The sequence below is a fragment of the Actinoplanes sp. SE50/110 genome, from assembly GCF_900119315.1.
In the GTDB taxonomy this organism is placed as follows: Bacteria; Actinomycetota; Actinomycetes; order Mycobacteriales; family Micromonosporaceae; genus Actinoplanes.
In genome coordinates this window covers 215,357-241,645 of record NZ_LT827010.1, presented here as the reverse complement: position 1 = coordinate 241,645, position 26,289 = coordinate 215,357, and the positions used below count along the sequence as shown (strand labels likewise).

28 protein-coding genes and 1 pseudogene are annotated in these 26,289 nt (G+C 68.1%); 13 read left to right on the top strand and 16 right to left on the bottom strand.

Annotation, left to right across the window (positions count from 1 at the left end; all coding sequences use genetic code 11):
- Positions 1-172: 172 nt before the first annotated feature.
- Complete coding sequence (locus ACSP50_RS01130) at positions 173-712, bottom strand: hypothetical protein (protein ID WP_014687307.1); 540 nt, start codon at positions 710-712, stop codon at positions 173-175.
- A gap of 117 nt (positions 713-829) precedes the next feature.
- Positions 830-1,435, bottom strand: coding sequence for a methyltransferase domain-containing protein (locus ACSP50_RS01125; RefSeq protein WP_014687306.1), 606 nt, complete (start codon positions 1,433-1,435; stop codon positions 830-832).
- A gap of 187 nt (positions 1,436-1,622) precedes the next feature.
- On the opposite strand from ACSP50_RS01125, the gene ACSP50_RS01120 reads away from it, so the two are divergent.
- Entirely contained in the window at positions 1,623-2,051 is a 429-nt protein-coding gene (locus tag ACSP50_RS01120; protein WP_197688114.1) for a MerR family transcriptional regulator, read from the top strand.
- Positions 2,052-2,090: 39 nt separating this feature from the next.
- Here the strand turns inward: ACSP50_RS01120 and ACSP50_RS01115 are convergent, their stop codons facing one another.
- Entirely contained in the window at positions 2,091-3,506 is a 1,416-nt protein-coding gene (locus ACSP50_RS01115; protein ID WP_014687304.1) for a HAMP domain-containing sensor histidine kinase, read from the bottom strand.
- Between the two features lie 2 nt (positions 3,507-3,508).
- The gene (locus ACSP50_RS01110; protein WP_043513303.1) at positions 3,509-4,186 is read right to left on the bottom strand and encodes a response regulator transcription factor; all 678 of its coding nucleotides are present in this window, start codon (positions 4,184-4,186) and stop codon (positions 3,509-3,511) included.
- A gap of 153 nt (positions 4,187-4,339) precedes the next feature.
- Between ACSP50_RS01110 and ACSP50_RS01105 the strand changes: the two genes are divergently transcribed.
- From ACSP50_RS01105 to ACSP50_RS01080, 6 genes and pseudogenes are all read left to right on the top strand, one after another.
- Positions 4,340-4,939, top strand: coding sequence for a phosphatase PAP2 family protein (locus ACSP50_RS01105; protein WP_014687302.1), 600 nt, complete (start codon positions 4,340-4,342; stop codon positions 4,937-4,939).
- Between the two features lie 217 nt (positions 4,940-5,156).
- The gene (locus ACSP50_RS43280; RefSeq protein WP_014687301.1) at positions 5,157-5,387 is read left to right on the top strand and encodes a DedA family protein; all 231 of its coding nucleotides are present in this window, start codon (positions 5,157-5,159) and stop codon (positions 5,385-5,387) included.
- A gap of 121 nt (positions 5,388-5,508) precedes the next feature.
- The gene (locus tag ACSP50_RS01095; protein ID WP_014687300.1) at positions 5,509-6,462 is read left to right on the top strand and encodes an ABC transporter ATP-binding protein; all 954 of its coding nucleotides are present in this window, start codon (positions 5,509-5,511) and stop codon (positions 6,460-6,462) included.
- Entirely contained in the window at positions 6,459-7,331 is an 873-nt protein-coding gene (locus ACSP50_RS01090; RefSeq protein WP_014687299.1) for an ABC transporter permease, read from the top strand. The genes ACSP50_RS01095 and ACSP50_RS01090 overlap by 4 nt, the downstream gene beginning before the upstream one ends.
- A 2-nt stretch (positions 7,332-7,333) precedes the next feature.
- Positions 7,334-7,786, top strand: coding sequence for a hypothetical protein (locus tag ACSP50_RS01085; RefSeq protein ID WP_014687298.1), 453 nt, complete (start codon positions 7,334-7,336; stop codon positions 7,784-7,786).
- A 266-nt stretch (positions 7,787-8,052) separates the two neighbouring features.
- Positions 8,053-8,403: pseudogene (locus tag ACSP50_RS01080) on the top strand (transposase); the annotation flags it as partial.
- A 74-nt stretch (positions 8,404-8,477) separates the two neighbouring features.
- On the opposite strand, the gene ACSP50_RS01075 reads toward ACSP50_RS01080, so the two are convergent.
- The 4 genes from ACSP50_RS01075 to ACSP50_RS01060 all read right to left on the bottom strand — a co-directional run bounded on the left by ACSP50_RS01075 (position 8,478) and on the right by ACSP50_RS01060 (position 12,214).
- Positions 8,478-9,308 (bottom strand): membrane protein, encoded by an 831-nt coding sequence (locus ACSP50_RS01075; protein ID WP_014687296.1) that lies wholly within the window; start codon positions 9,306-9,308, stop codon positions 8,478-8,480.
- A 271-nt stretch (positions 9,309-9,579) separates the two neighbouring features.
- Entirely contained in the window at positions 9,580-10,197 is a 618-nt protein-coding gene (locus ACSP50_RS01070) for an HAD family acid phosphatase (protein WP_014687295.1), read from the bottom strand.
- 613 nt (positions 10,198-10,810) lie between these two features.
- A complete protein-coding gene (locus ACSP50_RS01065; protein ID WP_014687294.1) occupies positions 10,811-11,188 on the bottom strand; it encodes a hypothetical protein in 378 nt (125 codons plus the stop codon).
- A gap of 549 nt (positions 11,189-11,737) precedes the next feature.
- Positions 11,738-12,214: a hypothetical protein gene (locus tag ACSP50_RS01060; RefSeq protein ID WP_231956833.1), complete on the bottom strand. Its 477-nt coding sequence runs from the start codon at positions 12,212-12,214 to the stop codon at positions 11,738-11,740.
- A 392-nt stretch (positions 12,215-12,606) separates the two neighbouring features.
- On the opposite strand from ACSP50_RS01060, the gene ACSP50_RS01055 reads away from it, so the two are divergent.
- The 3 genes from ACSP50_RS01055 to ACSP50_RS41445 all read left to right on the top strand — a co-directional run bounded on the left by ACSP50_RS01055 (position 12,607) and on the right by ACSP50_RS41445 (position 15,525).
- Positions 12,607-13,245, top strand: coding sequence for a DUF4360 domain-containing protein (locus ACSP50_RS01055; RefSeq protein WP_014687292.1), 639 nt, complete (start codon positions 12,607-12,609; stop codon positions 13,243-13,245).
- 742 nt (positions 13,246-13,987) lie between these two features.
- Positions 13,988-15,259: an EAL domain-containing protein gene (locus ACSP50_RS01050; protein WP_014687291.1), complete on the top strand. Its 1,272-nt coding sequence runs from the start codon at positions 13,988-13,990 to the stop codon at positions 15,257-15,259.
- Between the two features lie 101 nt (positions 15,260-15,360).
- A complete protein-coding gene (locus ACSP50_RS41445) occupies positions 15,361-15,525 on the top strand; it encodes a hypothetical protein (RefSeq protein ID WP_014687290.1) in 165 nt (54 codons plus the stop codon).
- Between the two features lie 398 nt (positions 15,526-15,923).
- Here ACSP50_RS41445 and ACSP50_RS01045 read toward each other — a convergent pair whose 3' ends face one another.
- Both ACSP50_RS01045 and ACSP50_RS01040 read right to left on the bottom strand, forming a co-directional pair.
- Positions 15,924-16,217 (bottom strand): YciI family protein, encoded by a 294-nt coding sequence (locus ACSP50_RS01045; RefSeq protein WP_014687289.1) that lies wholly within the window; start codon positions 16,215-16,217, stop codon positions 15,924-15,926.
- A gap of 244 nt (positions 16,218-16,461) precedes the next feature.
- Positions 16,462-17,478 carry an alkene reductase gene (locus tag ACSP50_RS01040; RefSeq protein ID WP_231956988.1) on the bottom strand — a complete coding sequence of 339 codons (1,017 nt, stop codon included), beginning with the start codon at positions 17,476-17,478 and terminating at the stop codon, positions 16,462-16,464.
- A gap of 219 nt (positions 17,479-17,697) precedes the next feature.
- Here ACSP50_RS01040 and ACSP50_RS01035 point away from each other — a divergent pair, with 219 nt between their 5' ends.
- Positions 17,698-18,264, top strand: coding sequence for a TetR/AcrR family transcriptional regulator (locus tag ACSP50_RS01035; protein ID WP_014687287.1), 567 nt, complete (start codon positions 17,698-17,700; stop codon positions 18,262-18,264).
- Positions 18,265-18,888: 624 nt separating this feature from the next.
- On the opposite strand, the gene ACSP50_RS01030 is transcribed toward ACSP50_RS01035, so the two are convergent.
- Positions 18,889-19,305, bottom strand: a complete 417-nt coding sequence (locus tag ACSP50_RS01030) for an STAS domain-containing protein (RefSeq protein WP_085945620.1) — start codon at positions 19,303-19,305, stop codon at positions 18,889-18,891.
- Between the two features lie 415 nt (positions 19,306-19,720).
- Between ACSP50_RS01030 and ACSP50_RS01025 the strand changes: the two genes are divergently transcribed.
- A complete protein-coding gene (locus tag ACSP50_RS01025; RefSeq protein ID WP_014687286.1) occupies positions 19,721-20,017 on the top strand; it encodes a hypothetical protein in 297 nt (98 codons plus the stop codon).
- Between the two features lie 396 nt (positions 20,018-20,413).
- Entirely contained in the window at positions 20,414-20,767 is a 354-nt protein-coding gene (locus tag ACSP50_RS01020) for an STAS domain-containing protein (protein WP_014687285.1), read from the top strand.
- Positions 20,768-20,866: 99 nt separating this feature from the next.
- Here the strand turns inward: ACSP50_RS01020 and ACSP50_RS01015 are convergent, their stop codons facing one another.
- From ACSP50_RS01015 to ACSP50_RS00990, 5 genes are all read right to left on the bottom strand, one after another.
- Positions 20,867-21,190, bottom strand: a complete 324-nt coding sequence (locus ACSP50_RS01015; RefSeq protein ID WP_014687284.1) for an STAS domain-containing protein — start codon at positions 21,188-21,190, stop codon at positions 20,867-20,869.
- Positions 21,187-21,744, bottom strand: coding sequence for an ATP-binding protein (locus ACSP50_RS01010; protein ID WP_014687283.1), 558 nt, complete (start codon positions 21,742-21,744; stop codon positions 21,187-21,189). Before ACSP50_RS01010 ends, ACSP50_RS01015 begins: the two co-directional genes overlap by 4 nt.
- Before the next feature lie 163 nt (positions 21,745-21,907).
- Positions 21,908-24,037 carry an ATP-binding protein gene (locus ACSP50_RS01005; RefSeq protein ID WP_014687282.1) on the bottom strand — a complete coding sequence of 710 codons (2,130 nt, stop codon included), beginning with the start codon at positions 24,035-24,037 and terminating at the stop codon, positions 21,908-21,910.
- 579 nt (positions 24,038-24,616) lie between these two features.
- A complete protein-coding gene (locus ACSP50_RS00995; RefSeq protein WP_014687281.1) occupies positions 24,617-25,675 on the bottom strand; it encodes a hypothetical protein in 1,059 nt (352 codons plus the stop codon).
- An 88-nt stretch (positions 25,676-25,763) separates the two neighbouring features.
- Entirely contained in the window at positions 25,764-26,228 is a 465-nt protein-coding gene (locus ACSP50_RS00990) for a hypothetical protein (protein WP_014687280.1), read from the bottom strand.
- Positions 26,229-26,289 lie beyond the last annotated feature (61 nt).

Here is a 26,289-nt window from a genome sequence, read left to right as displayed (position 1 = left end):
GCTGCCAGGTCGTCGTGTCACTGGACGCGGCTCTGTCGAGCGCGGGTCTTGATCAGCAATGTGCCGGGCATGATGGTCCGGCCCGTTGTTCGACGTGGGACAGCTTCGCGGGGGTGATGGCACAAGGTGCGCTGCGTTGGTGGGCCGCCGCGGGCGGCAGCCGGCAGGCTTGTTATGTGCGCAAGACCGCGGTGCTCGCGAGCGTGAGCCCGACCGGGGCTCGGGCCTGGCCGACAGGTGTGCGTTGGTGCGCACTTGGCCGGCGGGACCCGGCGATGGGAGTGGGCCGGGTGGCGGTGACCGCCACGGCGACCGCGACGGGGCTTAGGATCGCCTGGCAAACCTGCCAGCTGTGCCAGGCTTCGCGGCTGGTGCCGACCAGCGCGCTCTGCGTACAGCCGTCGCCGTCGCAGCCGCCGTCATCGTCGGCAGCGGCGATCTGGATACCGGGAAGAACTGCGACGGTGGTGGTTAGCGCTTGCCCGCCGCCGAGCGGGAACATCCGGTGTTCGTCGAGGCCAACGTCGGTGTGCCCAAGCGTGTGCAAAGTCGCGACGCCGAGGGCGGTGCCGGCGATCAGCAGCAGCCGCAGCAGCCGCCACACCGCGGCCACCCGGCCCCGCCGCCAAACGGCCACGCTGGCGCGGGGAGAGCGGATGGCACCACCGGCAGCCGCGTACCTACGCGACGCCGGCAGCGCGATGACCGGCATGGTCCACCGTTCTCCTTGCTGCCGGTGCGGCGTCGACGGATCGCATGGCTTTGCCTGAGGAGGGTACGGATTTCGAAAGCCAAGCGTTCAACGGGGGCGTAGATAGTGGCCGGTCACTTACCTGCGGTCCGGGTTGGTCGCTGCGCCGACGAAAAGGGGCAGGGCGAGCAGAAACCGATCGACTGCCGCACGATTACGTTGCTCCGCCAGCCAGGTGTCGGCCTGCGCGGGCGTGATCGCCGCGGCCTTGACCGCAGCATGGGCGAAGCCGGTGAGCATGGGCAGCATGAGCCCGCCGGTGAACACGCCCGTGCGCACCTGCAAAGACACCTGCTCGAAGCCTGCGTCGAGCAGCAGCGTCCGATAGGCGCGAGCCACCCGCGGCCAGCGAACGGCATCGGCGCGGGCCTGCACGATGCGCCGGGTCAGCGAGCCGTCATCAGCGTCGATCACGATCGTGTCCCAGTCCTGGCCAAGCAGCACGATGCGGCCACCCGGCCGCAGCACCCGCCGCGCCTCGGCCACGGCCGCCGCCGGGTCGCTCAGTTCATGGAACACCTTGTCGGCCCGGTACCCGGCGGCCTTACCGTCGCCCAGGGGTAGCTGCTCCGCGGCCCCGACCCGCAGATCGGCCCCCGGATACCGGCTCCGGCCAAGAGCCACCATGGCCTCGGACACGTCGACGCCGATCGCGGTGACACCCCGGCCAGCCAGCTCGGCCACGGCCCGGGCCGGTGCCGGCCCCGACGTCGATCACCGTGTCACCTGTTTCCAGGTGCAGCAGGTCGTAGGAGTGCTGCCGCAAGGTGACCGCGTCCGGTTGTTGCTCGGCAGCGTCGAGCAGGGCCACCATCGCGGCCGGGTCATCACGGGTCGTGGCGTGTTGCGTGGTATGTGTCATCCTGCGAGGGTGGAGTCTCAGGTCGACCTCAAGTCAACCTCTGATGATCCGGTCCTGGGCATCGGGCAGGCCGGGCAGCGCTTCGGTGTCGCCGCGCACGTGCTGCGGCACTGGGAGTCGATGGGGCTGCTGAGCCCCGAACGCACCCGCGACGGTCACCGCCGCTACCACCGGGCCGACCTCATCCGCATCGCGGTCATCCTGCGCGCCAAGGACGCCGGCCTGAGTCTCGACGCCATCCACCACATGATCACCTGCGACGATCCGGGCACCCGGCAGCAGGCATTGCAGCACCAGCGCGACGCTCTGGCCGAGCGCATCGCCCGCCAGCAAGCCGCGCTCGCCCTCTTGGACTGCGCCCTCACCTGCAGCCACCGGGACGTCGCCACCTGCCCGCACTTTCAGCAGATGATCGCCCAGCGCGCCGGCCTGGCCTGACACTGGAGCAGTCCGCCGGTGCTGTGCCGCGCTAAATAATCATCGGGCCGGCTCAGATGCGGTCGCGGCGGGTAACAGGACCGTGATGGTGGTGCCGTTGTCGGGGTGGTCGCAGCCGGTCGGGAAGTGGGTGCCGACGCGGTGGTGGGTGCCGTTGGCACACAGTCGCAGCTCGCCGTGCTGGGCGGTGATGATGGCTTCGACGACGGCCAGGCCCAGGCCGGTGCCCGGGGTGCTGCGGGCGGTGTCGGCGCGGGTGAAGCGGGCCGTGGCGTGGGCGAGGAAGCCGGGGTCCATACCCGGTCCGTGGTCGTGCACGCGCAGGTAGGCGGCGTCGCTGTGGCGGCCGGTGGTGATGGTGATCGGTGGTGTGCCGTGGCGGGTGGCGTTGTCGAGCAGGTTGGTGACCACCTGCTGGAGCCGGGTGGCGTCGCCGAACGCCACGGCCGGCGCGTGCTGCTCGGCGTGGGTGTTCGGGTAGCGGGCCGCAGCGTCAACAGCGAGTGCGCCGAGGTCGACGGTGTCGCCCGGCGCGGGTGGCGGCTGGACGCCGACGGTGAGCAGTGTGTCGGCGAGCTCGCGGAGCCGGTCGGCGTCACCGGCGACGTTGCGCAGGGTCTCCTCGAGTTCGGCGGTGCTGCGCGGGCGGCGCAGGGCCAGCTCGATCTCGGTGCTGATCAGCGTCAATGGCGTGCGTAGTTCGTGGCTGGCGTCGTGTACGAACTGCCGTTCGCGATCCAGCGCTGTTTCGAGGGCGGCGAGCATCTGGTTGAGGGTGTTTCCCAGGCGGGTGATCTCGTCGTCGGTGCGTTGCGGGACGGCCAGCCGCAGGCCGGTGGCGCCGCCGGCGATGCGGGTGGCCTCGGTGCGGTAACGCTCGACGGGGGCGAGCGCGGCGCGGGTGAGCCGGTAGCTGACCATCGAAGCGATAGCGAGGGCCGCGAGGTTGGCCAGGGCGAGCTGGCCGATCAGTTCGCGCAGGGCTTCATCGCGCTGGTCGCGGCGCAGGGCGACGACGGCGACCGTCGCCGACCCGCTGACGGGGTGCACGGGGATGGCGTACAGGCGCAGGGTGTCGGCGTGGATGGGAAACAGCGGGCCGCGGTCGGTGCGGACGGCGGTCGTGCGGGCGGTGGCGAGTTGGCCGCTGCTCAGCAGCGAAGTGCCGTTGAGGCCGGTGCTCGCGGCCACCACCTGGTTCGCGGCGTCCAGCAGCTGGTATTCGGTGCCGGTGGTGACGGCGGGCGGGCCGCCGGAATTCACCGAGCTGGTCAGTTGGCCGGCCTGGGCGATGAGATCCTCGTTGAGGCGCAGGTCGAGGGCATAGCGCACGCGCAGATAGACGAACCCGCCCGCGCCCGTGAGCACGATCAGCATGGCGATGGCGAACCCGGCGACCAGCCGGACCCGCAGCGGCAGGCGCCGCCACCGGTACGGGCGTTGCGGTTCGGCCATGGTCAGCCGCCGTCACGTTCGAGGCGGTAGCCGGCGCCGCGCACGGTGCTGATCGCCTGCCGGGCGAACGGTTTGTCGACCTTGCCGCGCAGGCTGGCGATGTAGACGTCGATGACGTTGGAGCGCAGGTCAGTCTCGCCGTCCCAGACCTCGTCGAGGATCTGATACCGGGTGACGCACTGCCCGGCCCGGCTCATCAGCAGAGCGAGGATGTCGAACTCCCGGGCGGACAGCTCGATGGCGGTGCTGCTGCGGTATACCGTGCGGGCGGCGGCGTCCAGCCGCAGGTCCCCGGCCGCCAGCTCGGCGATGGCCGGGTCGGCCGCGCGGCGGTGCAGGGCGCGGAGCCGGGCCAGCAGTTCGTCGAAGGAGAACGGCTTGCTCAGGTAGTCGTCGGCGCCGGCGTCCAGTCCGGCGATGCGGTCGGGGACCTCGCCGCGGGCGGTGAGCATGAGCACCGGCACCCGGATCCCACGCTCGCGCAGCTTGCGGCAGACCGCCAGCCCGTCGAGGCCCGGCAGCATCAGGTCGAGCACCACCGCGTCGTAGTCGCCGCCGGTCGCGGCGAGCAGCCCGTCACCGCCGGTGTGACGTACGTCCGCGTCGTGGCCGGCCTCGCGAAGGCCACGGGCCAGCAGGCTGGCCAGGCGCGGCTCGTCCTCGACCACCAACACCCGCACCGCCACGCTCCCCTCGCCTGTGCACGTTGTTGCCGGATCAGTGGACCATGCCCGCTGCGGGGGTTCATCTGCCTTTCATGGTGGCGTTCCTACGGTGATACCACGACCCGGTGAGCGCTCGTCCTGCGCCCGGGCTGGTAGCAGGGAGTGCGCGTGGACGTGTCGTGGTTTCTCGCGGTGAACCGGTTCGCCCGGGCGACGCCGTGGCTGCATCCGGTGCTGGCCGGCTACGCGGTGTACGGGGTGGGATTGTTCGCATTGCTGCTGCTGGCGGGCTGGTGGCGGGCCCGGCAGCGCGGCCGGGGCATGCCGGCGGCGCTCTGGGCGCCGCTGGGCGTGCTGCTCGCGGTGGCGGTGAACCAGCCGATCGTCGCCGCGTTCGCCGAGCCGCGCCCGTACACCCATCTGACCGGGGTGCTGGTTCTGGTGACCCGCAGCACCGACCCGTCGTTTCCGTCGGATCACGCCACCATGGCCGGGGCCGCGGTGGCCGGGTTGTGGCTGGTCGAACGCCGTCTGGGGCTGCTCGCCGGGGCGGCGGCACTGGTGATGTGCTTCGCCCGCGTGTACGTCGGCGCGCACTACCCGCGTGACGTGCTGGCCGGGCTGATCGTGGGCGCAGTGGTCGCCGTCGCCGGCTACTGGCTCGCGGCGCCCCTGCTGCGCCGGCTGCTGACCTGGGCCCGCAGCACCCCGCTACGCCCGCTGATCGAACGTCGCCAGCCGCACGTGCCTATCGGCTCGGCCTCCTGATCATGATCACCCTCGGGCTGTCGCTGTCCACGCTGGCGACCCGCTACGGCTACCCCGGGCTGGCGGTGACCGTGTTCGTCGAGGGTTTCGGCGTGCCCGCCCCGGGCCAGACCGCGATCATCGCCGGGGCCGGGGCGGCCGGGCACGGAAGACTCAACATCGTCGTGGTGGCAGTGGTGGCGTTCGCCGCCGCGGCATCGTCGCCGGCGCCACCGGCATGCCCTGGCCCCGATTCGTGCTGTTCAACGCGATCGGCGCGGCGCTGTGGGTCAGCCTGTGGTCAACCCTCGGCTACCTGGCCGGTGACCACTGGGAGGCGATCACCGCCGTCGCGCACCGCTATGAGCCGTACGTCCTGGCCGGGCTCGTGGTCGCCGCCCTGGCACTGCTGTGGTGGCGGCTGCGCCGCCAGCATCACGACGGCGGCACCGATCATCAGGCGCGCTAACCTCACTTTCTCCTGCTCGGCACCATTATTCGCATCCACCCCACCACGACGACCAGACAACCCGCCCGGCCGGGTGACGGCTTCATGTGGCTTTCATGCGCGATCTATACCGTCGCTGGTCATGAGCGACGTGCTGGCGGTCGACGCGGTCGACCTCACGAAAACCTACGGCGCGCTCACCGCGGTCGACCGGCTCAACCTTCAGGTCAGCCAAGGTGAGGTGTACGGGGTCCTCGGCCCTAACGGGGCCGGCAAGACCACCTTCCTGCGCATGCTGTTCGGCCTCATCCGCCCCGACTCGGGCACCCTGCGCGTCCTGGGCCGCACCTGGACGGCCGACGGCGTCCGCGCCCTCGACGGCGTCGCCGGATTCATCGAGAGCCCCAAGTTCTACCCCGGCCTGTCCGGCCGTAAAAACCTGCAACTGCTCGCCGGCCTCGACGGCGGCACCAGCCGCATGAAGATCGACGAGGTCCTGGAAACCGTCGACCTGCGCGACCGGCAACGTGACAAGGTCGCCGGCTACTCCTTCGGCATGCGCCAACGCCTCGGCGTCGCCGCCTCCTTGCTGCGGGAGCCGAAACTGCTGGTCCTCGACGAACCGGCCAACGGCCTCGACCCGGCCGGCATCCGCGACATGCGCGCCCTGGTCAAACGCCTCGCCGCCAGCGGCCTGACCGTGCTGCTGTCCAGCCACGACATGGGCGAGGTCGAAGAGATCTGCGACGACGTCACCATCATGCGCACCGGCACCGTCGTCTACCACGGCTCGATCGCCGCCCTGCGCCAGCGCGCTCCCGAACAGGCCCACACGATGCAGACCACCGACGACGACCGCGCCGCACAGCTGGCCACCGCCCGCGGCCTCGACGTCAGCCGCAACGCCGACGGCCTGGCCGTCCGCGGACCGCAACCCGAGATCGACGCCCTGGTCGCCGAGATCATCACCGACGGCATCGCGCTGCGCGAACTCGCCCGCCGCGAAACCCCCCTCGAAGCGCTGTTCTTCATGCTCACCGAACCCGACACCGACACGCCCGCCCCTGAGCTGGCCACCACCGGAGCCCGCCGATGACCGCCACCACCCTTCGGCCCGCCAGCGCGGCCGCCACCCCCACCAACAGCGGCCAGCCCGGCCTCGGTGCCGCCCTCCGCTGGGAAATCGTCAAACTCGCCGCGCAGATCCGCAGCAAAGCCCTGCTCGCCGGCGCCCTGATCATCCCGATCCCGGTCGTCGCCGTCCTCAACGGCCAGGAACAACCACCCTCGGACACCATCTACGGCAAACTCATCCACCTCAGCGGCTACGCCATGCCGCTGCTCATGCTCGCCTGGGCCGCCCAATGGGTACTCCCGCTACTGGCCGCGATCGTCGCCGGCGACATCTTCGCCAACGAGGACCAGCACGGCACCTGGAAGACCATCCTCACCCGCTCGGTCAGCCGCACCCACATCTTCTGGGCCAAAACACTGACCGCGCTCACCTACAACCTGGTCCTGCTGACCGCTTTCGCCGCCAGCACCATCATCTCCAGCCTGCTGATCGTCGGCCACCAGCCGCTCACCGGGCTCTCCGGGCAGACCATCGCCTCCGGCCACGCACTGCGACTGGTCATCGCCGCCTGGGCCACCGCCATCCCGCCCGTCATCGGATTCACCGCGCTGGCGCTCCTGCTGTCCGTACGTACGAAGAACCCGGCCTTCGGCATCGCCGCCCCCGTCGTGGCCGGCTTCGCCATGCAACTGCTGGGCAGCGTCACCGGGCTCGACCTGACCCGCAAACTGCTGCTCACCACCCCGTTCGACGCGTGGCACGGCCTGTTCGCCGAACACCCGTTCACCGGCCCACTGCTCACCGGGCTGGCCGTCAGCGCCGCCTGGACCCTCATCTGCCTGGCCAGCGCCTACCTGTCGCTGCGCCGCCGCGACATCACCGGAGGCTGACCATGCGCCCGATCGTCACCCGCACCGCCCTGGTGCTCGCCGTCGGCGCCGGCATCGCCGCCACCATCGCCGCCGGTCAGCCCGAGATCACCAAGGCCGGTCTGGAGAAGGCGCTGGTACCGACCTTCACCAACCTGTACATCCAGCAAGCCGGCATCCTCGGCATTCCCGGGATCACCTCGCAGAGCATCGGCGCGAGCACCAACTGCGACAAGGGCGGCCCGAAGATCGCCGACACCGGCGCCGGCCCGAACTGGGTCTGCATGATGAGCTGGATCGACAACCACGGCCAGCACCAGGACGGCAAATTTGAGGTCACCGTCCACACCGACGCCACCTACGTCGCCGGCGGCCCCTCCAAAATCGTTGGCCTGGCCACCATCACCGACAAGCAGGGCCGCGACGTCCGCAACCCCGTCTTCGAATTCGACGGCGTCATCACCACCAACAGCTGACCCCCACAACCCGCTGCGCCCCGCCCCGCCGTCAACGGAGCGGGGTGCAGGCTGACCGGCAACCGATGAGTCAGCGACACTCGGCCAGGCGCGGGCGGACGCCGACGCCCAGCAGGACCAGCACGGCCACGCCGAGGACTTTCTATGCTGCTCTCCGGGAATGCAGACGCACAGCGGTTACAAAAAATGGGACTGTGGGGGACTGTGGATCTTTCGGTGTTTCCGGTCTGACCCGCCGGGCGTAGCCCGGCGAGGAAGGTGCCGTGATGACAACGACACTGGACGATGTGACCCCTCGGAAGAAGAAGTCGGAGCCGTCGGCGGAGGCCGCTGCGGCGGCGGAGCTGGTGCGGCTGGCCAAGGAACAGGGCTTGTCGCTGACCGGTCCGGACGGGCTGCTCAAGCAGCTGACGAAGGCGGTGCTGGAGACCGCGCTCAACGAGGAGATGACTGGGCACCTCGGGTATGCCAAACACGATGCTGCCGGCGCCGGATCGGGCAACGTGCGTAACGGCAGCCGGTCGAAGAAGGTGCTGACCGACGCCACCGGCCATGTGGAAATCGAGGCTTCCGCGGATACTTCGACGGTGGCAAAGAAGAAGGAGCTGGTGGTGACGCCGGAGGGTGTGGAGGCCGAACTCGTCGGCCGGCTGGTGGAGTAGGCCCATGCCGCGCGACTGTTGGATTTACTTCAGTGTGGGCGTGTGGCTGGGTGTTGGCGTCGGGCGAGCAGGATCGCCACGATCGCGACGAGTAGTGCGGCGGAGGCGGCGTAGCGGTCGAGGTTGAGGCCGCCTTTGGCGATGGGTTTGTCGAGAAAGTCACCGACGACGGCGCCGAGCGGGCGGGTGAGGACGAAGGCGGCCCAGAACAGCAGGGTGCGCGACAGCCGGGTCCACCGGTAGGCGGCGGCGAGGATGGCCAGCAGAGCGGTGAACAGCAGGGCGCCGCCGGTGTATTCGAGGCCGATCGTGTCGGCGGTCCAGTCGCCCAGGGCGGTGCCGAGGGTTTGTGAGAACAGGATGGTCAGCCAGTAGAACGCTTCGGTGCGCGGGGTCTGGATGCTGGTCACGGCGATGGTGCCGGTGGCTTTGTACCAGAGGGCGAAGGAGCACGCCAAAGAGATGACCAGGATGGTGGTGCCGCCGGGGTAGCCGAGTCCCAGGGACCGGTCGACGTAGTCGGCGATGGTGGTGCCGAGGGTCGTGGTCGCGACGATGGTGAACCAGTACACCCATTGGTTGAACCGTGTCGCCCGGACTTGCAGGATGACGGCGGCCACGAATACCACCGCGAAGATCATGGTGCTGACCAGGTAGCCCAGGCCCATGGACATGGACAGCGAGTCGCCGCCTGTCTCGCCGAGAGTGGTGGCGAGCACCTTGACGACCCAGAAGCCGACGGTGACGGCCGGGACTTTGGCGACGAGATCGCGCAGCCGGTCTTCGGTCTGGTGATCTAGCAGGTTCGCTGTCAGTGGGTCCGCGGCGGCTCGGTTGGCGGGTGTTCCGGGCTGCGACATGGTGAACTCCGCTCGCTCGTTGTCGCGATCACGACTGGCCGGAGATACGCGTGAGGCTGCACGCGCAGTTCAAACAGGTTCCAGGCAGGTCGGAGAGCTGCATCATGCAAGGGTAAATGGGATCTTGGCCGAATTGCGGCTTTTACTCCTAAGGTATGACTTCAGTGTGATTCGAGCCCGCGATGCCGCCGGTTGGCGACGGCGCGGTATCGCCGCCGGGGAGTCGGCGGGGATCACCCGGCCGGGGCGGCGGGTCGGTGCGCCCCGGCGGTCAGGGCAGCTGGCCGTTGTAGTCGGGGAGTTTGAACGTGCGCTCGGCGTGGCCGCCTTGCAGGTCGCTGCCGCTGTTGCCGATGTTGGCGACGATGCGATAGCCGCGGCCTTCGATGGCGATGCGGGCGCCGCTTTTGAGTGTCGCGTCCGGGTCGAAGTCGAAGGTGGGCCGCAGGTAGATGTCGGTGATCGGGTATCCGGCGGACCGCAGGTTGAGTGCGGTCTGCCATTCGAGGAGCTCGGGGCGGGCGGTGACGAAGAAGACCGCGGCGCCGGCGGCCTGGGCCTGACGGGCGAGGGCGAGCACCGGTGCGGTTGCCGGCGAGGTCAGGCCCGGGTGATACGTGGTCTCGAGCGCGGTGTTGTCGATGTCGAGAACGATCGCCGCCTTGATCGAAGGATCGGGTAGGCGGGTCGTCAAGTACTGCTGCGCCGTATCGGTCACGGCGGTCACATCGGAAATCCAGGCGGCGTACGGGGGCAGGGCCCGCACCGCAACGGACGAGTGCGCACCGGAGCCGTGGGTGGCGGCAGCTTGGGCAGCGACGGGCAGGGCCAGGGTGCAGCACGCGGTGGCGAGCAGCGACACCAGCCGGAAACCAAGACCTCGTTTCATGGTGGTCAATCTAAACGATCGTTACATTGATGACCATAGATGTTTTTTCGCGTCAGCGCACCGAAGGCAACGCTAACAAGATCATCAGTATCGCAGTTAGATTCGAATCACCAGCTTGATCTGTTACCACCGTAGGTGCGCCAGCAGTCTTTCCTACAGCCCCACGCCGACCGCGACGCGTAGACCGATGTGCGCGGGTGGCGGCGCCGCCGGGGACTGCGGCGTCGACGACGATGCTGGCGTGGCGGACGGTGCGGGACGCTGCGCGAGCCGCCGTGGGTGCAGGCGGTGAGCGGGCCGGCGGTGCGCAGGGCGGCTGTCCGGCGCCATGCGCGCCGGCCCGGCGAGCCGGGGTGCGGAACACCTCGGGTGATCGTGCCGACCGGTCATCCGACCAGGTCTGAAACGGTGACCGGGTGCAGGCCGCGAGCCTTCAGGCCGGCGAGCAGCGGGGCGCTCGCCGCGATCGTCCCCTCGTGGCCGAAGTGCAGGCTCACGATCGATCGTCACTGCTCAGCGGCCAGCGTCGCCGCGACGATGGCATGCGTGCCGGGGTCGGCGAAGTCGCGGGAGTCGACGTCGTACGACAGGCCGGGAAGCTCGCTCACGGTGCTCAGTCACTAGTCGGCGGATACACGTGGCCCATCCGATGCATAGCGATGTTGGACACGACGAAGAGCACGACGGACGCTACGACGGTTGCACCGGCCGCAGCCGCCGATCGGCCTCGTAGCCAGGCGATCGCGGCAATGCTCGCCCCCCACGGCAGCAAGCAGGTCAGTGAAGTCGCCAAAACCGCTGAGATGAAGTTCGGAAGGGTCATGACTGCCGTGGCCAGCGGTGGCAGCATCACCACCGCCGCCCCGGCCGCCAGGTATCCGAGACGCTTCGGTGCCAGGCCGGAGCGGACGCCGACCGGTTCCCGCCACACCGCTGCAGCGGCCAAGACCGCCGCGGCGGCCGCAGCAGCCACTACGACGGCGGCCAGCATGACGAGAGCACCAGCAACGACGGCCTGCGCACCTTCCGCAACCATCTCGGCTGGCTCGCCGTCCTGACCGCCGCCATAGCCGTTTCCTATGTACGCGGCTACGCGAGCCCGGCATCGCTGCTATGGCCGCGCACCTCCCTGGCGGTGTGCCTACTTCCGCTCGCCCTGTGGCAAACCGGGCCGCGACTGACCCAAAAGCAGCGACCACCCCTGTCAGTCAGCAACCGCTTCTGGCTCCTGGACCGCACCATGCTGGAGACATCACCAAAGAGATTCCGAAAGCAGCCATCAAAGAATTGCTATCCGCAGGCTCGGCACTCGCACAACAGCGCGACTACCGCCTGCCGGCGCCAGCCCCAGCTGCGGTAGATGTGCCGTCGCAACGCACCGAATCGGCCGGTCAGACTCCGCAGCCCGCTACGGCACCTCGTTCGCACGGATGACCTCGATGCCGACGTGAGCGGCTGGTCCCTGTTCGCCGGCGGCAGCCGGGTGTATGCGGTTGCGGGCCACGCCGCAACGGGCGTGACCCGCGACCGGCGCCTCAGGTCAGTTCGCCGACCGGGACCGGGAGTGCAGCGGGAACACTGCTACGCGCCCGGAACCGTCCGGGTGGTCGCCGTCCCAGCCGCCGTGATCACGGTGCCAGCCACCATGATCCCAGCCGCCGTTGAAGTCACCGCCGTGCCAGCCGTCGTACCAGCCGTGGTACCAGTTGTCGTCGTCCCACTCGCCGTTCCAGTCGTCGGTGGCGACCTCCAGCACCCAGGCGCCGCGGTTGAACCCGGACCACACCCGTGAGCAGTCGTAGTCGTCCCAGCGACCGTGGAACTCGCCGAGCCGGCCCACCCGCTCACAGCCGAACCGGGTCCGGAAATACCCGACCACATCGGTGTCGTCCCAATGGCCGCCGGCCTGGGCCGACGCGCTGTGCCCGGCCGGCTGGGCCGTGACGATGGCAGCCTGCGCGGGCCCCGCAGCGATCGCCAATGCGGCGCCCAGGCCCAGACCGCTTATTGCGAGCACACGAGTAATCCTTTTCATTTTCCCTCCGATGAATACATCAGTTCTTTCAGCAACATGACGTCGCGGACAGATCGGATCACAGGCCGGCAATTCGGGCGGGAATTCGGATGACCTTACGCCATTCGGATGACGTAAGAAAATAGAATCACAATAGGAACCAGCCGCGCTGGCATAAACCCTTTCGGCGATGCCGCCACTGACCGAATGGCCGCCCCAGGGGTCCACCGAACGGTCAGAAAACCCGTCGGTCATCCGTGCGAGATCTACTTCAGGCGTGTTCCTAAAGCGGATCAGAGACGCTAATAGTACGTTACGGACATTGGAGCGATCTCTACCCTTTCCGCTCCACTGCATCGTCACCACGCAACCCGCAAGGGGAAGGAACAACCAGCATGCTGAAAGCACTGGCCACGGGAGCCACTCTGCTTGCCTCACTCGCCGCTACTGGCACGGCCGCGCACGCCGCACCGTCCACGATCGTCCCGGGCGAGGACATGGCGATCACCGTGGCCGCCGCGAACGGCAGCGGCTGCCCGGAGGGCAGCGCGGACGTCACCGTCTCGCCGGACAACAAGGCATTCACCGTCACCTACAGCAAGTTCACGGCCCAGACCGGCCCCGACGCGAAGCCGACCGACTTCCGCAAGAACTGCCAACTTGCCCTGAACGTGCACGTCCCACAGGGGTACACCTTCGCTATCGCCGGTGCCGACTACCGTGGTTACGCCCGCCTGGAGCGCGGTGCGACCGGTTCGGAGAGCGCGAACTACTACTTCCAGGGCGAGCCGCAGTCCACCCGCATCCGGCACGACTTCTCCGGTCCGGCCGACACCGACTGGCAGCGCAGCGACACCGTCGGTATCGGGTCACTGTCGTTCCTGCCCTGCGGCGAAGACCGCTACCTCAACGTCAACACCGAACTGCGTGTCAACCGTGGCTGGTCCAGCCGTAACGCCACCAGCTTCCTGACCATGGACTCCACCGACGGGCGCATCGACACCGTGTACCACGTCGCCTGGAAGCAGTGCTGACGGCATAGCGGCCACCGGCCCGGGGTGGTGGGCGATCGCGGTCTCGACGGCCTTTGGTCAGGTTCGCCCCTAGCTAGGGCAGCCAACCGGGTCCATCGGTGGGTCAACGCGGGCACCTGCTCGTTGCTTGCCAAAAAATTTGGTTTGGCTCCACCAGCCGAACTTCTTTTGGGACCACCGCATGATCGAGTAGAACCGCTCGACCTCCACTCGGGCAGTCATTGAGGACATCGACGGATCGCCGCTGGAGGCCGCAATTCCACATGTCATCGCCAAGGTCGACGAACTGATGAGTCTGATCGCTGGCGAACGAATCTCGGCTAGCGCCGAATCCCAGAAGGCCAGCCCTGGGGTGGCCGGAAACGTTCAACGCATCCTGAACGGACTCGGCTTTTGGCATCACGCGGAAGAACTGAAGGTGGTGGGGCGATACTGCGTCTCGCAGGTCCTCGTCTGTCGCCCCGGCCGTCGAAGGTGCCCCCACCGCAATGCACGATGCCGCAGTGCCCACGCCGCAGACGAGCAATCAGCGGGGGTGCAACCTCGGTTCGGCGAGGCGCCACGTCGCGGTGGCTCGGAAGGCGGATTTCGCTGCTGTCGGTAGCGCATGCTCACCCGGTTCGACGAAACGCGGCAGGGGCGAAGGCATGAGGGCGAATCCGGGGAGTCGCCAGTGCTCAGGTGAGCCGGGTGTCAGCCGATCAGCAGAGGTGCGGACACTATCTCGGACGGGACTGGTGGTGTGACCCAGAGCAACAGGCAGGTGTGTGACACCCGCAACGAGCCTGTCGCGCTCATCTCCCGCATAGTGGCCGAGCGTGCCGTTGAGCCGCTGTTCCAGCCCATCGTCGATCTCGATACCCGCCGGCTGGTGGGGGTGGAGGCGCTTGCGCGTGGGCCGGCAGGATCCCCGCTGGAGTTCCCGGACCAGTTGTTCGAGGCCGCTGCGCGGGTCGACTTGCTGCCGGAGCTGGACCAGTTGTGCGCCGCCCGGGCACATGAGATCGCTCAGGCCCCCGGAGCGGTGGTGCCACCGCTGGTGTTCATCAACAAGGAACCCGCCGGGGCGGATCGGCCGCTCAGCGACGACCTGCGATTACGGCTCGCCTCGATCTCGACCTACCGATACGTGCTGGAGTTCACCGAGCGTGCCCTGGCGGCACACCCCTCGGCGCTGCTCGAGGTCGCCGCCCGGGCGCACCGCACCGGCGGTGCGCTGGCGCTCGATGATGTTGGTGCGGACCGGCTGTCGCTGGCCTTCCTGCCGCTGCTGGAACCGGAGGTCGTCAAGCTCGACATGCACCTGCTGCGCGACCCGTACAGCGCACACACCATCGAGACGACCGCGCTGGTGTGCGGATACGCCCAGCGGACCGGTGCGATGGTGATCGCCGAGGGCATCGAGACGGAGCAGGATCTGCAGGTAGCACGCGCGCTAGGCGCCGGCTGGGGGCAGGGCTGGTTGTTCGCCCGGCCTGGGCCGCTGTCCGCCGTACGGGATTGGCCGGTCGACCCGTCGGCTCGGTTGCGTGCTCCCCGCCCTGAGTTGTACGTACCCGGTGCCAGCGCGTTCGATATGGCCTCGGCTCGACACTGTGCCCGGGCCGGGGACCGGCATCTGCTCGACGGGCTCACCGAGTACGTCTTGAGGCAATTGCCGTTCGCCGGTCCGTACGGCGTGGTCCTGGGCGCGTACCCGAACCTGGCGACGGGACACGGCTGGATTCCGCGGCTGGCCGCCGCGGCCTCGACCACGGCGCTGGTGGGTATTTCTGGTCCCGGCCCGGGCCTGCCAGTTCCTTCGCCGATTCGCACGTCGATCACTGATGGACTGAGCGGGGTGGAGTCGGAGTCCGCCCTGGTGATCGTCGACCCGCATGTCACCGTGGCTCTGTGCACCCGACGGCGCCACGACGATGCCATCGCCTTCGTGCTGACCTTCGATCCGGACGAGGTTCTTGCGGTGGCGCGAACGCTGCTGCACCGGCTCGGCCCGCAGGACCTACCCGGTTAGGGACGCCGAGCGCCGGACCTGTCCCCGGGTGGTCATAGCACTCGAAAATCCGCGGGTTCGGTGAGGAAGCCACGGCCGAGAAGGACTAGGCGCAGGTTTTCATGACGACCAGCAGCCCACGACCAGGCGGGCGGTGGCTCCGGCGCACCGCCACCACCACACTCGTCAGCAGCGAGTTGTCCAAGCTGTACGCGCTGCCAGATCTCGTCGATCCGCCCCTACTGAGCGAGATCGTCTGCGAGCTGGCCGCCGGCCACGACGCCTAGCACATGGCGTCTGCCGCCGCAGCTATGGGCGGCGAACAGTGGTGGTGGATCCGTTGGGTCGCCCGGCAACGACACGTGGCGCCCTCGGGCCCCTGCGATCACGCCGACAACCACGGTGAAGATGATTGCCTGCTACCCGCAACACACCCGGACCGGCACAGCTTCCAGCTCGCTTACTGACGCGGACATGCCGCCAGCGCAGAGAGGCCCAAGCCCGCAGGCCGATTGTGGCGTGGCGGCGCAGCTACCCGGGAAGCACGACGCCGCCATCAAGGGTCGCGTCCTGAGTGGCAAGCGACCGCGAGACGTGAGAGGGGTATGAGCTATGACTCAGGAAGGTTGCGGTATGTCCCTGCTCTACGGGCGGCGGGGCCGGCGGCATAGCCGGATGGATGGCGTCATCTCGCCGGCATCAGGAAGTCCAGTCGCGGGTCGGCCATGCCCGGCGTGATTTCCAGGATCTCGGCGTCGACGACCCGGTGGATGACGAACGGGTCGGCGTCGACCCGTTGCTGCAACTGCGGTAGGGACGTGTTGTGCGCCAGCACCGCGCCCCCGAGTTGTGGCTGGATGCCGCCCACGAGCAGGAATACCTGATCTTCCAGACCTTGCTTGATCCACTGCTGGTGGCCGGCCATGTGCTCGCCGGCGGCGGTTTTGTTTTCGGTGAACCGGAGCAAGACGATGAACATGCGGTTCCTTTACGGGTTGGGTCTTGGCGGATGTGATGATGCGGGCGGCGGGCAGGATTTCCCCGAATCGCGCCTCATGTTGCAGGAGATCTCGGCCGCCGAAGGCGTTGACGGGTGTCGCAAAACCCTGCTGGGAAGTCGGCGCATAGGCCGGCGGTTGTTAACGCGGAGATCGCGTCCGGGGGTTCGTCGCCGCATGTGACCTCGCCGACGACCTCGGGTTGGGGATCTGTTTCAGATGAGGTCAGGCGTCGTACGTGGGGTAGTCAATGTATCCGAGTGGGCCGCCTGTGTAGTAGGTGGACGGATCGGCGGTGTTGAGAGGGAGGCCGTCGCGGTAGCGGCGGATCAGATCGGGGTTGGCCAGGAACGGGACACCGAAGGCGATGAGGTCGGCGGCGCCGTCCCGGATCGCTGCCTGGGCGCGGGTGAGGTCATAGCCGTTGTTGGCGATGTAGGTGCCGGTGAACGCGTCACGAAGAGCGCGGTAGTCGAGGGCGCTGGTTTTCGTCGTCATGTCGCCTTCGAGCGTGTGGACATAGGCGAGGTCGCGGGTCCGGAGCTGTTCGAGGAAGTACCGGAAGTGCGCCTGTGGGTTGGTATCCGCCATCGAGTTGAAGCTGTTCTCGGGGGTGAACCGCACTCCCACCCGGTGTGCCGGCCACACTGCACACACCGCGTCGAGGATCTCGTTGAGCAGGCGCATCCGGTTGCGGGGACTGCCTCCGTACGCGTCGGTGCGGATGTTGCTCGCATCGCGCAGGAACTGGTCGACGAGGTAGCCGTTGCCTGCATGTACTTCGACGCCGTCGAATTCGGCATCGAGCGCCCGCTTGGCGGCATGCTCGAACTGGGCGACGATCTCCGGCACTTCATGGGCTTCGAGTTCGCGCGGCGTGACAAACTCCTGAAGCCCCGAAGGGGTGAGGGTCCGGCCCGACGGCCGTAGCGCCGATGGCGCCACCGGGGTGCTGCCGTCCGGCAGCAGGCTCGGGTGCGAGATCCGCCCACAGTGTTGCAGCTGGACGAAGACGCGACCTGATTCGGCGTGGACCGCCTCGGTGAGGCGGAGCCAGCCGGCCGCCTGGGCCTCGGTGTGAATGCCGGGGGTGTTGGGGTAGCCGACGCCCTCGGCCGAGACAGGAGTGGACTCGCTGATGATCAGGCCTGCGGTAGCACGCTGCCGGTAGTGGGTGACCATCATCGGTGTGACAACCCCGTCATGGTCGGCGCGATTGCGGGTCAGCGGGGCCATGACCATACGGTTGGCGAGGGTCAGATCTCCCAGAGGGAACAGCTCGAAAAGGCCGGTTGACAAGGTGACCTCCGCTTTTGTCTTTCCACTAGGACGGGCGTCCCAGATCGAGATATTAGGACGGGCGACCTAGAAGCGTCAAGTGCGGACGCTCTTGCTGACCCGCCTTGTAGGACGGGTGACCTAGCCGAGTGTTAGGATTGCTCCCTAAGGAAGGGGTGTGCGATGGGCGGCGCCAAGGCGACCCGAGAGCAGATCATCGAGGCGGCCGATCGGCTGTTCTATCAGCAGGGGTACGAGCACACCTCGTTCGCCGCGATCGCCGAGGCCGTCCAGATATCGCGAGGGAACTTTTACTACCACTTCAAGACGAAGGACGACATCCTGGCGGCCGTGATCGATGCCCGCCTCGCCGAGAGGCGGCGGATGCTCGATCGATGGGAGGCCGAGGAGCCCACGCCCGCCGGGCGGATCCGCAAGTACATCGAGATTCCGCTTGCCAATCGCGCTGACGTCCAAATGTACGGGTGCCCGGTAGGCACGCTGACCACCGAACTGGCGAAGTTGGATCATGCGTCGTTCGTGGAGGCCAACAGCGTGTTCACCCTGTTCCGCACCTGGTTGCGTGAACAGTTCGCGTTACTCGGGCACGAATCGGAGGCCGACGCACTCGCCATGCACGTCATAGCGTTCAGTCAGGGTGTGGCGACCTTGGCGAATGCCTTCCGTGACGAAGGGTTCATCTGGCGCGAGGTCAAGCAGATGTCTGACTGGTTGACCGCCTACGAGTAGGACCGAACCATCCGCCCACGCCTTGAGCGGCAGGAGGATTTGAATGGCCCGGCCTCGCGATCCCGGTTCTCAGGGCCTTCAGCCGACCGTCGGCGGTTGCCGATTATCGGATGCACTCTCATCGGCTAGATTCGCGCACCGGCCCAGGGAAAGGCAACTCCGCGATACCAGCCCAATATTGGCGCTAGCTGCGGAAATAGGTAGCGAGTTCGGCGGGGGCAATCTGGGCCGTACGCATCGGGGTAGGGCCAAGGAAGCGATGGGCCCTCAGCGGTGCCGATGCCCGGCGCGGTGAGAACTCCTGAGTTGGGCAACTGAGCCGGGCGCGGTGTTACCTGGCACCGGTCGGCTGCCGCGCAGCGCGGGTGAGCGGCACGGTGGCGTCGTCGCGTAGGACGTCCGCTGGAGGCTGCGGGAGGGGGCAGGCAAGGCGGCGAGTGGTAGCAGGCCGACCAGGGCTTTGGTCATGCAGTCGCAGAGCCGCTCGACGCCGAAAGGTTCCCGCCGCAGGTATGGGCGTCGGTGATCCCGTTGGTGGAGAGCAGCAGAACGTCACCGAGTTCGGGGACCCGCCGAAGCCGCGGCACGCCGGTTGACTTGCCAGACAGTGACCCACCAACAGTTTCAGAACGCTTCTTCCGAGGCTCCCGGTTCAGTCAAGTCTCGAGTGGAGGCCTCGAGGCGGGCGTCCGGACTGAGCAAGTCACCGCAGCCGGGCTGCCGCCCGCATGCCGCAGTAGCGAGGTGCCACTGCAGGCCGGCGACGCGCAGCATCCAGCAGACTGTCTCACTGGCTGCCACCAGCCGCAGCCGCTCGCCTAACGCCGTGGCGGCGCGATCCAGTGTTCGCAGTCCGGCGCAGTCGAGAAATGACACGTTCGCCAAATCTAGATCGACGTGGCCAGTACCGGTCCATGCGTCGGCTAGGGCTTCGCCGAGTATCCCGGCGGTTGCCAGGTCGATCTCGCCGACGACGCGCACGCGAACTCCGCGCCGGCTGGCGACGGTTTCTACCTGTAGCGCCGTGACTACCATCTGCATCACCTCGGGATCGACGCTAACTCTCGTCAATCGCTGACAGGATCGTCAAGACAGCCGTGTGCACCTCTACAACCGGATGAACCCGATAGTGCTCGCCGCCGACCGCTACCCGACCCGATGCCGTGAGCAGCATCAACACTAAGGGCGTCATCAGTATTGCCGCGACATGCAAGGAGGTGACTCGACCGCAGTTTTCGACCTCTTTCACTCACCCCCTTCATATATGCAAGTTGCATATATGAAGGGGGTGTCAAATATCGCCCCCGAAACGCCTCTACTAACACAAGCTCCGCTGCCACCGGAAGGGTCTTGCAGGAAATTTGACTTTCGGGTTTTCCGCGGTTACTGATCTTCGAGGAGGGGATTAGAGCCCCCGTTCGAGCAACACCCCCTACGGTTGAACGGAGATCCACTGATGCGTATCCGTACCGCTGTCGCCGCCCTCGCCATGACCGCCGGCGCCGCCGCGGGCAGCCTCGCGCTGACCGGCCCGGCCATGGCGACCCCGCAGAACGGCCTGGTCAACGTCTACGCCCAGGACATCGCCAGCGGCAACCAGGTCATCCTGTTGCAGAACGTGCCGGTCGATGTCGCCGCGAACGTGTGCGGGCTGACCGTCAACGTGCTCAGCACCGAACTGCTGTCGGGCAACCACGCCGTCTGCACCGCCAAGAACACCCCGACCACCAAGTCGTGGGTGTCCTACAGCTGAACCAGCAAGCCCGGTGACGCCCCTCGACACCCCCTACGCCGAGGACCGAAACAACCGGGCACCGTAATACCTGCGGCCAGATCAACCGAGTAATCAGCAACAGGCAGCCTCACGCCCCCTACGGCGTGAGGCTGCCCGCACATCCACCCTCCACCACCTGGCCCACTCTCGCTGAACACCACCGGTGGATAGTCCAAGATCTTCCAACCCGACTCTCGGCGTGAACCGGCAGACGCCGGACTGCGCCGCTGGCCGGTCGATCCGGCCGGTCCCTGGCACCGGATCCTGTCGACCTGCCTGCTCGGCACCGCGCACCGATTGGACAGGCCGACGCTCCGCTCCAAACCGAAGAAGCAACCAACTCGCGGAACCCCTCGCATCAGCACGATTCGCTTTATGGAAGGCACCTTCTGCCGATACGGGCAGCAAGGGCAATGCCCGGGGCCACATGCGATCACCCGAACCGGGGTTGCCGGGCTTTCGCAGGTGGCCGACAGTGGAAGCTGCCGCAGCATTCCCCGGCCAGAAAGGCAAACCGTCATCGAGACCAGCCAGTGGTGCCACGTCGCTCAGGACGCCGGCACCTGGACGGTGACCCTGTTTGGGGAACTCGACCTGCTACAGGCCGGTGAGCTGTCCGCGACACCGACCGAGGCAGCCGGTCATGACGACACAATCCGGGTGTGCGTCGATCTAGCCGCGGTGAAGTTCCTCGACTCCACCGTGATCGGCGCCTTGCTGCAGGTCTAGCACCAGCACATGATCGGCGTAGGCGAGCACGCCTGCCACGTCACCTTGCAGTTGCACCGTGCCCGCGACCAGATCGCTGTAGCCGCCGGTTCAGGTCTTTCAGCTGAAGTCGGTGGTCAGCGTGTTCAGGACACCCGCCACGGTCAGGACGCGCCGGACGTGGCCTGCGGCGTGAGTGACGGTGAACTGGCGGTTGCTGGAGGTCGCGGTGTTACGGGCGACGATCAGGGTGCTGATCACCGTGGAGTCGATGAAGGTCACCGCGGTCAGGTCGACGCGCACGGTGGTGATGCCACTGAGGGAGAGTTGTTCGGCGAACAGGTCGCTCAGGGTGGCGGTCGCGGCGAGGTCGAGTTCTCCTCGCAGGGCGATGGTGCTGGTGGCGGCGTCGCGGTGCACGCTGTGCTGCCAGGTGGGGTTCATGCCGGTGTGCTCCTGCCGGGGTTGCCATGAAGCGGTGGACCGGGCTTGATGGCCAGCTCCGACTGCTGTGGTGCGGGCACAGTACCGGAGCCTGCGGCCGGTGCCGCACCGGCCGGGATACCAGGGGCAGTCAGGCAGATAGTGATGGTGACGGTCACACCGTCGCGCCGGTCGGTAATCAGCAGGGTGTCGCTGAGCTGGGTGGCCAGCCACAGCCCGCGGCCGCCGGGTACGCCGGCCGGTGGCGGGCTGCCGGTGGCGGGGATGCCGTCGGGGAATCCGCTGCCATGGTCGCTGATTTCGCACGTCACGGTGTCGTCGTGCCGGCGTAGCAGCAGCCGGCCCCGGCCGCCGCCGTGCCGTACGGCGTTGGTGGTCAGCTCCTGTACGGCGACGATGAAGTCGTCCAGTCGTTCCCCGTGCAGCCCGGCGTCGGCTGTCGCGGTTCGAACCGCGTGGCGCAGGTCGGTCAGCACCGCCGCGGTGAAGCGGGAGTCCAGGGTCGGCGCCGGTCCGTCGACCGGCCTGGCGAGGGCGGGTGCCGGCGTGCGCATGACGGCACGGTGCCCGGGCGGCGATACCGCGAAACGCCCACCTCCTTACTTTTCATCGTCCGCGCCCACGGCTGCTGGTCGTGGTCGCGAAGCATCGTTCACCTGCATCGGCTGAGCGCCCGACCGCCCCTAGTCATCGGCGCACGATGGGGCTCGGCTTGCGTCAGAGTGTCGTTCCCGCTCCGGGGCTCGGGCGTTGGGGTTCGCATCGGTCGGTGGGCAGTCGCACGGTGACGCTGGTGGCCGCGCCGGTGTCGGGGTTCAGCTGGATGGTGCCGTGGTGGCGTTCGATGATGGCGCGGCTGAGGACTAGGCCGAGTCCGGCGCCGGGGATGCGGCGTTCCCGGGTGCGGCTGGAGCGGTAGAAGCGGGAGAACAGGCGGTGCCGCTCCTCGGCGGGGATGCCGATGCCGGTGTCGGTGACCGTGACTTCAGCGACCGTGGGCGCGGGCTGGGTCACCGTGACGCTCACCTGGTCGCCGGTCTGGCTATGCGCGATGGCGTTGGCGATCAGGTGTCCGATCACCTGTTGCAGGCGTCCGTGGTCGCCGATGACGACCGGTTCGGCGGCCAGCTGAAGGCCCATCTCCACACCGGCGCTCTCGGCCGCCGGGGCCGCCGTGGCGGCGGCCGAGCGTACGGCAGCCGCCAGGTCGACCGGTTCGCAGGCGATGATGGTGTGTCCGCTGTCGAGGCCGGTCAGGTCAAGTAGTTCGTCGACGATGTGCAGCACGGTCCGGCTGTTACGGGCGATGATCTCCAACAGCTCGGGGGCGTCGGCGAGCAGCACGGCGGGCTCGGCCGTGAGCAGGAAGTCGGCGCAGCCGGAGATCGAGGTCAGCGGGGTGCGCAGTTCGTGACCGACCAGGACGAGGTACTCGTCTTTGGTGCGGGCCAGGGCCAGGGCGAGTTCTTCGGCGCGGCGGCGTTCCAGGAATTCGCCGACGTGTGCGGCGGTCCCGGACAGCAGCGCGATCAGTGAGTCGGCTGGGTCCTCCACGACGTCGGCGAAGAATGACAGCACCGCCAGGACCCGGCCGCCGGAGGGCACGGGGATGGCCAGGCCGGTCCGCAGGTGCAGCCCCGGGGCGGCGCTGTTGCCGGGTGCGGCGTCGATGTCGCCTATCCAGATCGGTTTGCCGGTGCGCCAGGCGGCGCCCGTGAGCATGTCCCCCGGTTGCGGCTGGGGCGACAATTCGCCGGCCTCGACGTGGTCGGCGGCATAGTGAGCGCTCGGCATCAGCGCCTGGGCCTGCTCGTCGACAAGCCACAGTTCGGCGTAGGGCCAGTGCAGCGTGCTGCAGATCGCCTCCAGCACGCGGGAGCCGGCCTGCTGCACGCTGCTGGCGTGCGCGAGTGCCTCGGCCACCGCGAACTCGACGTCACGAAACCGTGCCGCCCGGCGCTGGTCGGTGACGTCCTGAGCGACCACGACCGCGCCGAGCCGTTCGCCGTCCGCGCCGGTGATCGGCTGTGCGTCGGTGCGCAGCACCGTCCGCCGCTGCCCCGGGTTGCGGACCGTGATCTCGACGTCGCGCAGCTGCTCACCCGCCAGCGCCCGCAGCAGCGGGACGGCATGCGCCGGCAATGGGCGGCCCTCGGCGTCAGCCAGATGCTGCCGGGCAGCCCATTGCTTCAGATCTGCTGGTGGCGACGACTCGCCGGCCCATTGCACGGCCAGGTCGTTGGCCAGCACCAGCCGGCCCTGGGCATCACAGGCAGTGACACCGGCCTGCAGGCTGGCCAGCAAGGCGTCCAGGAAGCGCCGCTGCTGGTCCGCTTGTTGGCGGGCCTGCTGTTCGGCGACGAACGCCGTACACGCCTGTGCGCCCTCGCGTACCCCGGCCAGTTCCTCGTCGGTCCACTGCCGGACCTGATAGTCCAGCACGGCGCACACCCCGACCAGCGTGCCCTGCGGGTCACGGATCGGGAACCCGGCATACGCGCGACCGGCGACGGCGCTGATCGGCGCACCGGCCGGCACCCGGACATCCGCGGCGGTGTCGGTTACGATCAGCGGCTCGCCGCTGCCGAGAATGATCCCGGCCAGCCCCGAGGACACCGGAACATGACCGATACGCTTCCACCCGTCCGGCAGTCCGGCACCACCGGCCAGCCGCAGATGATCACCATCGGTGAGATGGATCAGCGCGGTCGGCGCGCCGGCCGCCCGCGCCGTCACCGCCGCGAGCTTGTTCGCCGCTTCCCACGACATCGCCCCGGCAGTCAGCTCCATCTGCTGCACCGACGCGCCGGCATCACCGTCACCCTCGGCAGGATGTTCCTCGCCCATCACCGCAGCCAAACATGACACAAGGGCACATATCCCCGGAATAGGTCAGCGTTCATCCGAGGGAGCGGTGACTGCGGCGCCTCCAGCACCCGGTGACTCGCCTATCGCCCGCGAGTGAGCAGGCCCGTAGCGGGAATCGCAGCGGCCATGCGAGATCACCGCGAGGAAACTACTGGCTACGATGCCACAGACCGATGCGCTCGAACAGCAGCAGGAAGTGCCTGAGCCGGATACCGCAGCGCCCCGGGACACCGGCCTGGAAGCCGAGCCTGCCGACGTGGCCGAACAGCGTGCCGCCGCCCTCCCCGCCAAGCGGATCCGCCGGCAGTCGCCCTTCGGCGGACGCCGACCCCGCCGATGTGGTCGAGCAGGCCCGGACCGTACCGCCGGCCGACGACGATCGCTGATGATCCCCGCGGCCTGCGCAGTCACCGGCGCCGAGGGCTACCCGGGACGCCAGCGGCCTCAGCCACGCCGAGACCGCCGGCATCCTCGGCGGCGATGACGGCGTCGCGCGAGTGGATCAGCGCCTCGCTGCATGTCTCGCAGTTTGACGAGCTGCCGGGGCGACCGTGGTGGTTATGAGCAGACCAGCGTGATCTTCTCAGCGGTCGGCGCGCCGGTCACACTGTCGCCGCGGTCGTTTTCGTTGTCGTCGCTGTCCTCGTTGTCGTTGTCGTTGTCGTCGGTCTTTAGTTTGTGCACTGCTTGGCCGGGAGTGAGGTCGTCGATGGTGGCGGGGTCCGGGCAGGCCGCGGACCGGCGATACCAGCCGATCTCGGTGTGGTCGGTGACGGTGACCGTGACGGTCATACCCGCCGCGGTGGACAGGGTGAGCGCCGCGGTGGTGGAGTCGTAGCCGGCGATGGTGCCAGCGTTGTCCTCGCCGTCCCGGACGCCGTCGTGGTCACTGTCGCCGTCGCGGGGGTTGTCACCGCTGTCCAGTTCGTCGCCGTCGCTGACACCGTCGTCGTCGCTGTCCTCGTCACCATCGGACACACCGTCGCCGTCGCTGTCGGCCTTCTGCGGGTCGTCACCGAGTTGGAACTCGTCAACGTTGCTCAGCCCATCACCGTCCGCGTCCTCAGCGCCGTCGGCAACTCCATCGCCGTCACTGTCGGCCTTGAGTGGGTTATCACCGAGCTCGAAGTCCTGCACGTTGCTCAGGCCGTCGTTGTCGGGATCCTCGGTGCCGTCATCAGTGCCGTCGCGGTCGGTGTCGCCCGCGCGGGGGTTGTCGTGGACGAGGTATTCCTGGTGGTTGGTCAGCTTGTCGGCGTCCGCGTCGTCGCTGGCGTCGTTGCGCAGCGGGTCGAGACGGTTGCCGACCTCCCACCCGTCCGGCATGCCGTCACGGTCGGTGTCGGCGGCGCGGGCGCTGGTGCGCGCCTTGAACTCGGCCAAGTTCCTCAGGCCGTCATGGTCGGCGTCGCCGCTGGCGTCGTTGCGGCGCGGGTTCAACCCGTTGGCCTTCTCCCAGGTGTCGGGCATGCCGTCGTGGTCACTGTCACGCACCGCTGGCACGGCCGGTTTCGGCTTGTGGCCCTTGGCCGCCATGGCGGCGCCGGACATCGACAGGGTGGTCAAGGTGGCGGCGGCCGCGGCAGCGGCGACCCGCAAGTTCCGGCGGTGGTTCATGCAAGGGGTCCGTTCTTCTCGCGACTGCGGCGGGGAAACCGCAGGCTGCGCTACTAAACGCGATCACCATAAGACCATCGGTGACCAGCTAGATGATCTTGGGCTTGGGTGCTACCGAACCGCTCCCGCCCTGCACCGACGCGCCGCCAGCCGGAGGGCAAGAGCGCCGGCCTGCGCCTGGGTTCCAGTCGCGGCGGGCGTTGAGGACCATTTGCACGGCGCTGGCCAACAGCGTTGGTACGGTGCTGACCTGGATCAGGGTGCCACCGGTCTCGACGAGTTGGGTCTCGGGCAGGCCCCGTAGTGACCCGTACACCAGAACAGGGATGCCGGCCGTCGCAGCGTGCTCGTGCATGACTGTCAGGACGTGCGTCATCTCTGGCTCAGGCAGGTAGGCGTCCAGGACGACCACGTCGGGCAGACCGTCGACGATTTCGGTAGCGGCCGGTGTGGCGCGGCTGAACAGCATCGGAATGTGGCCCTCGGCGGTCAGTAGTTCCTGGATTCTGTCGCGGGTGTGCCGGTCGGTGATCGCGGCCACGATGAACGCCATGGCGGCAGTGTTACTCCTTCATCGGCTTAGCCCGGGGGCGGTAGGGCATCACCATGGCAAC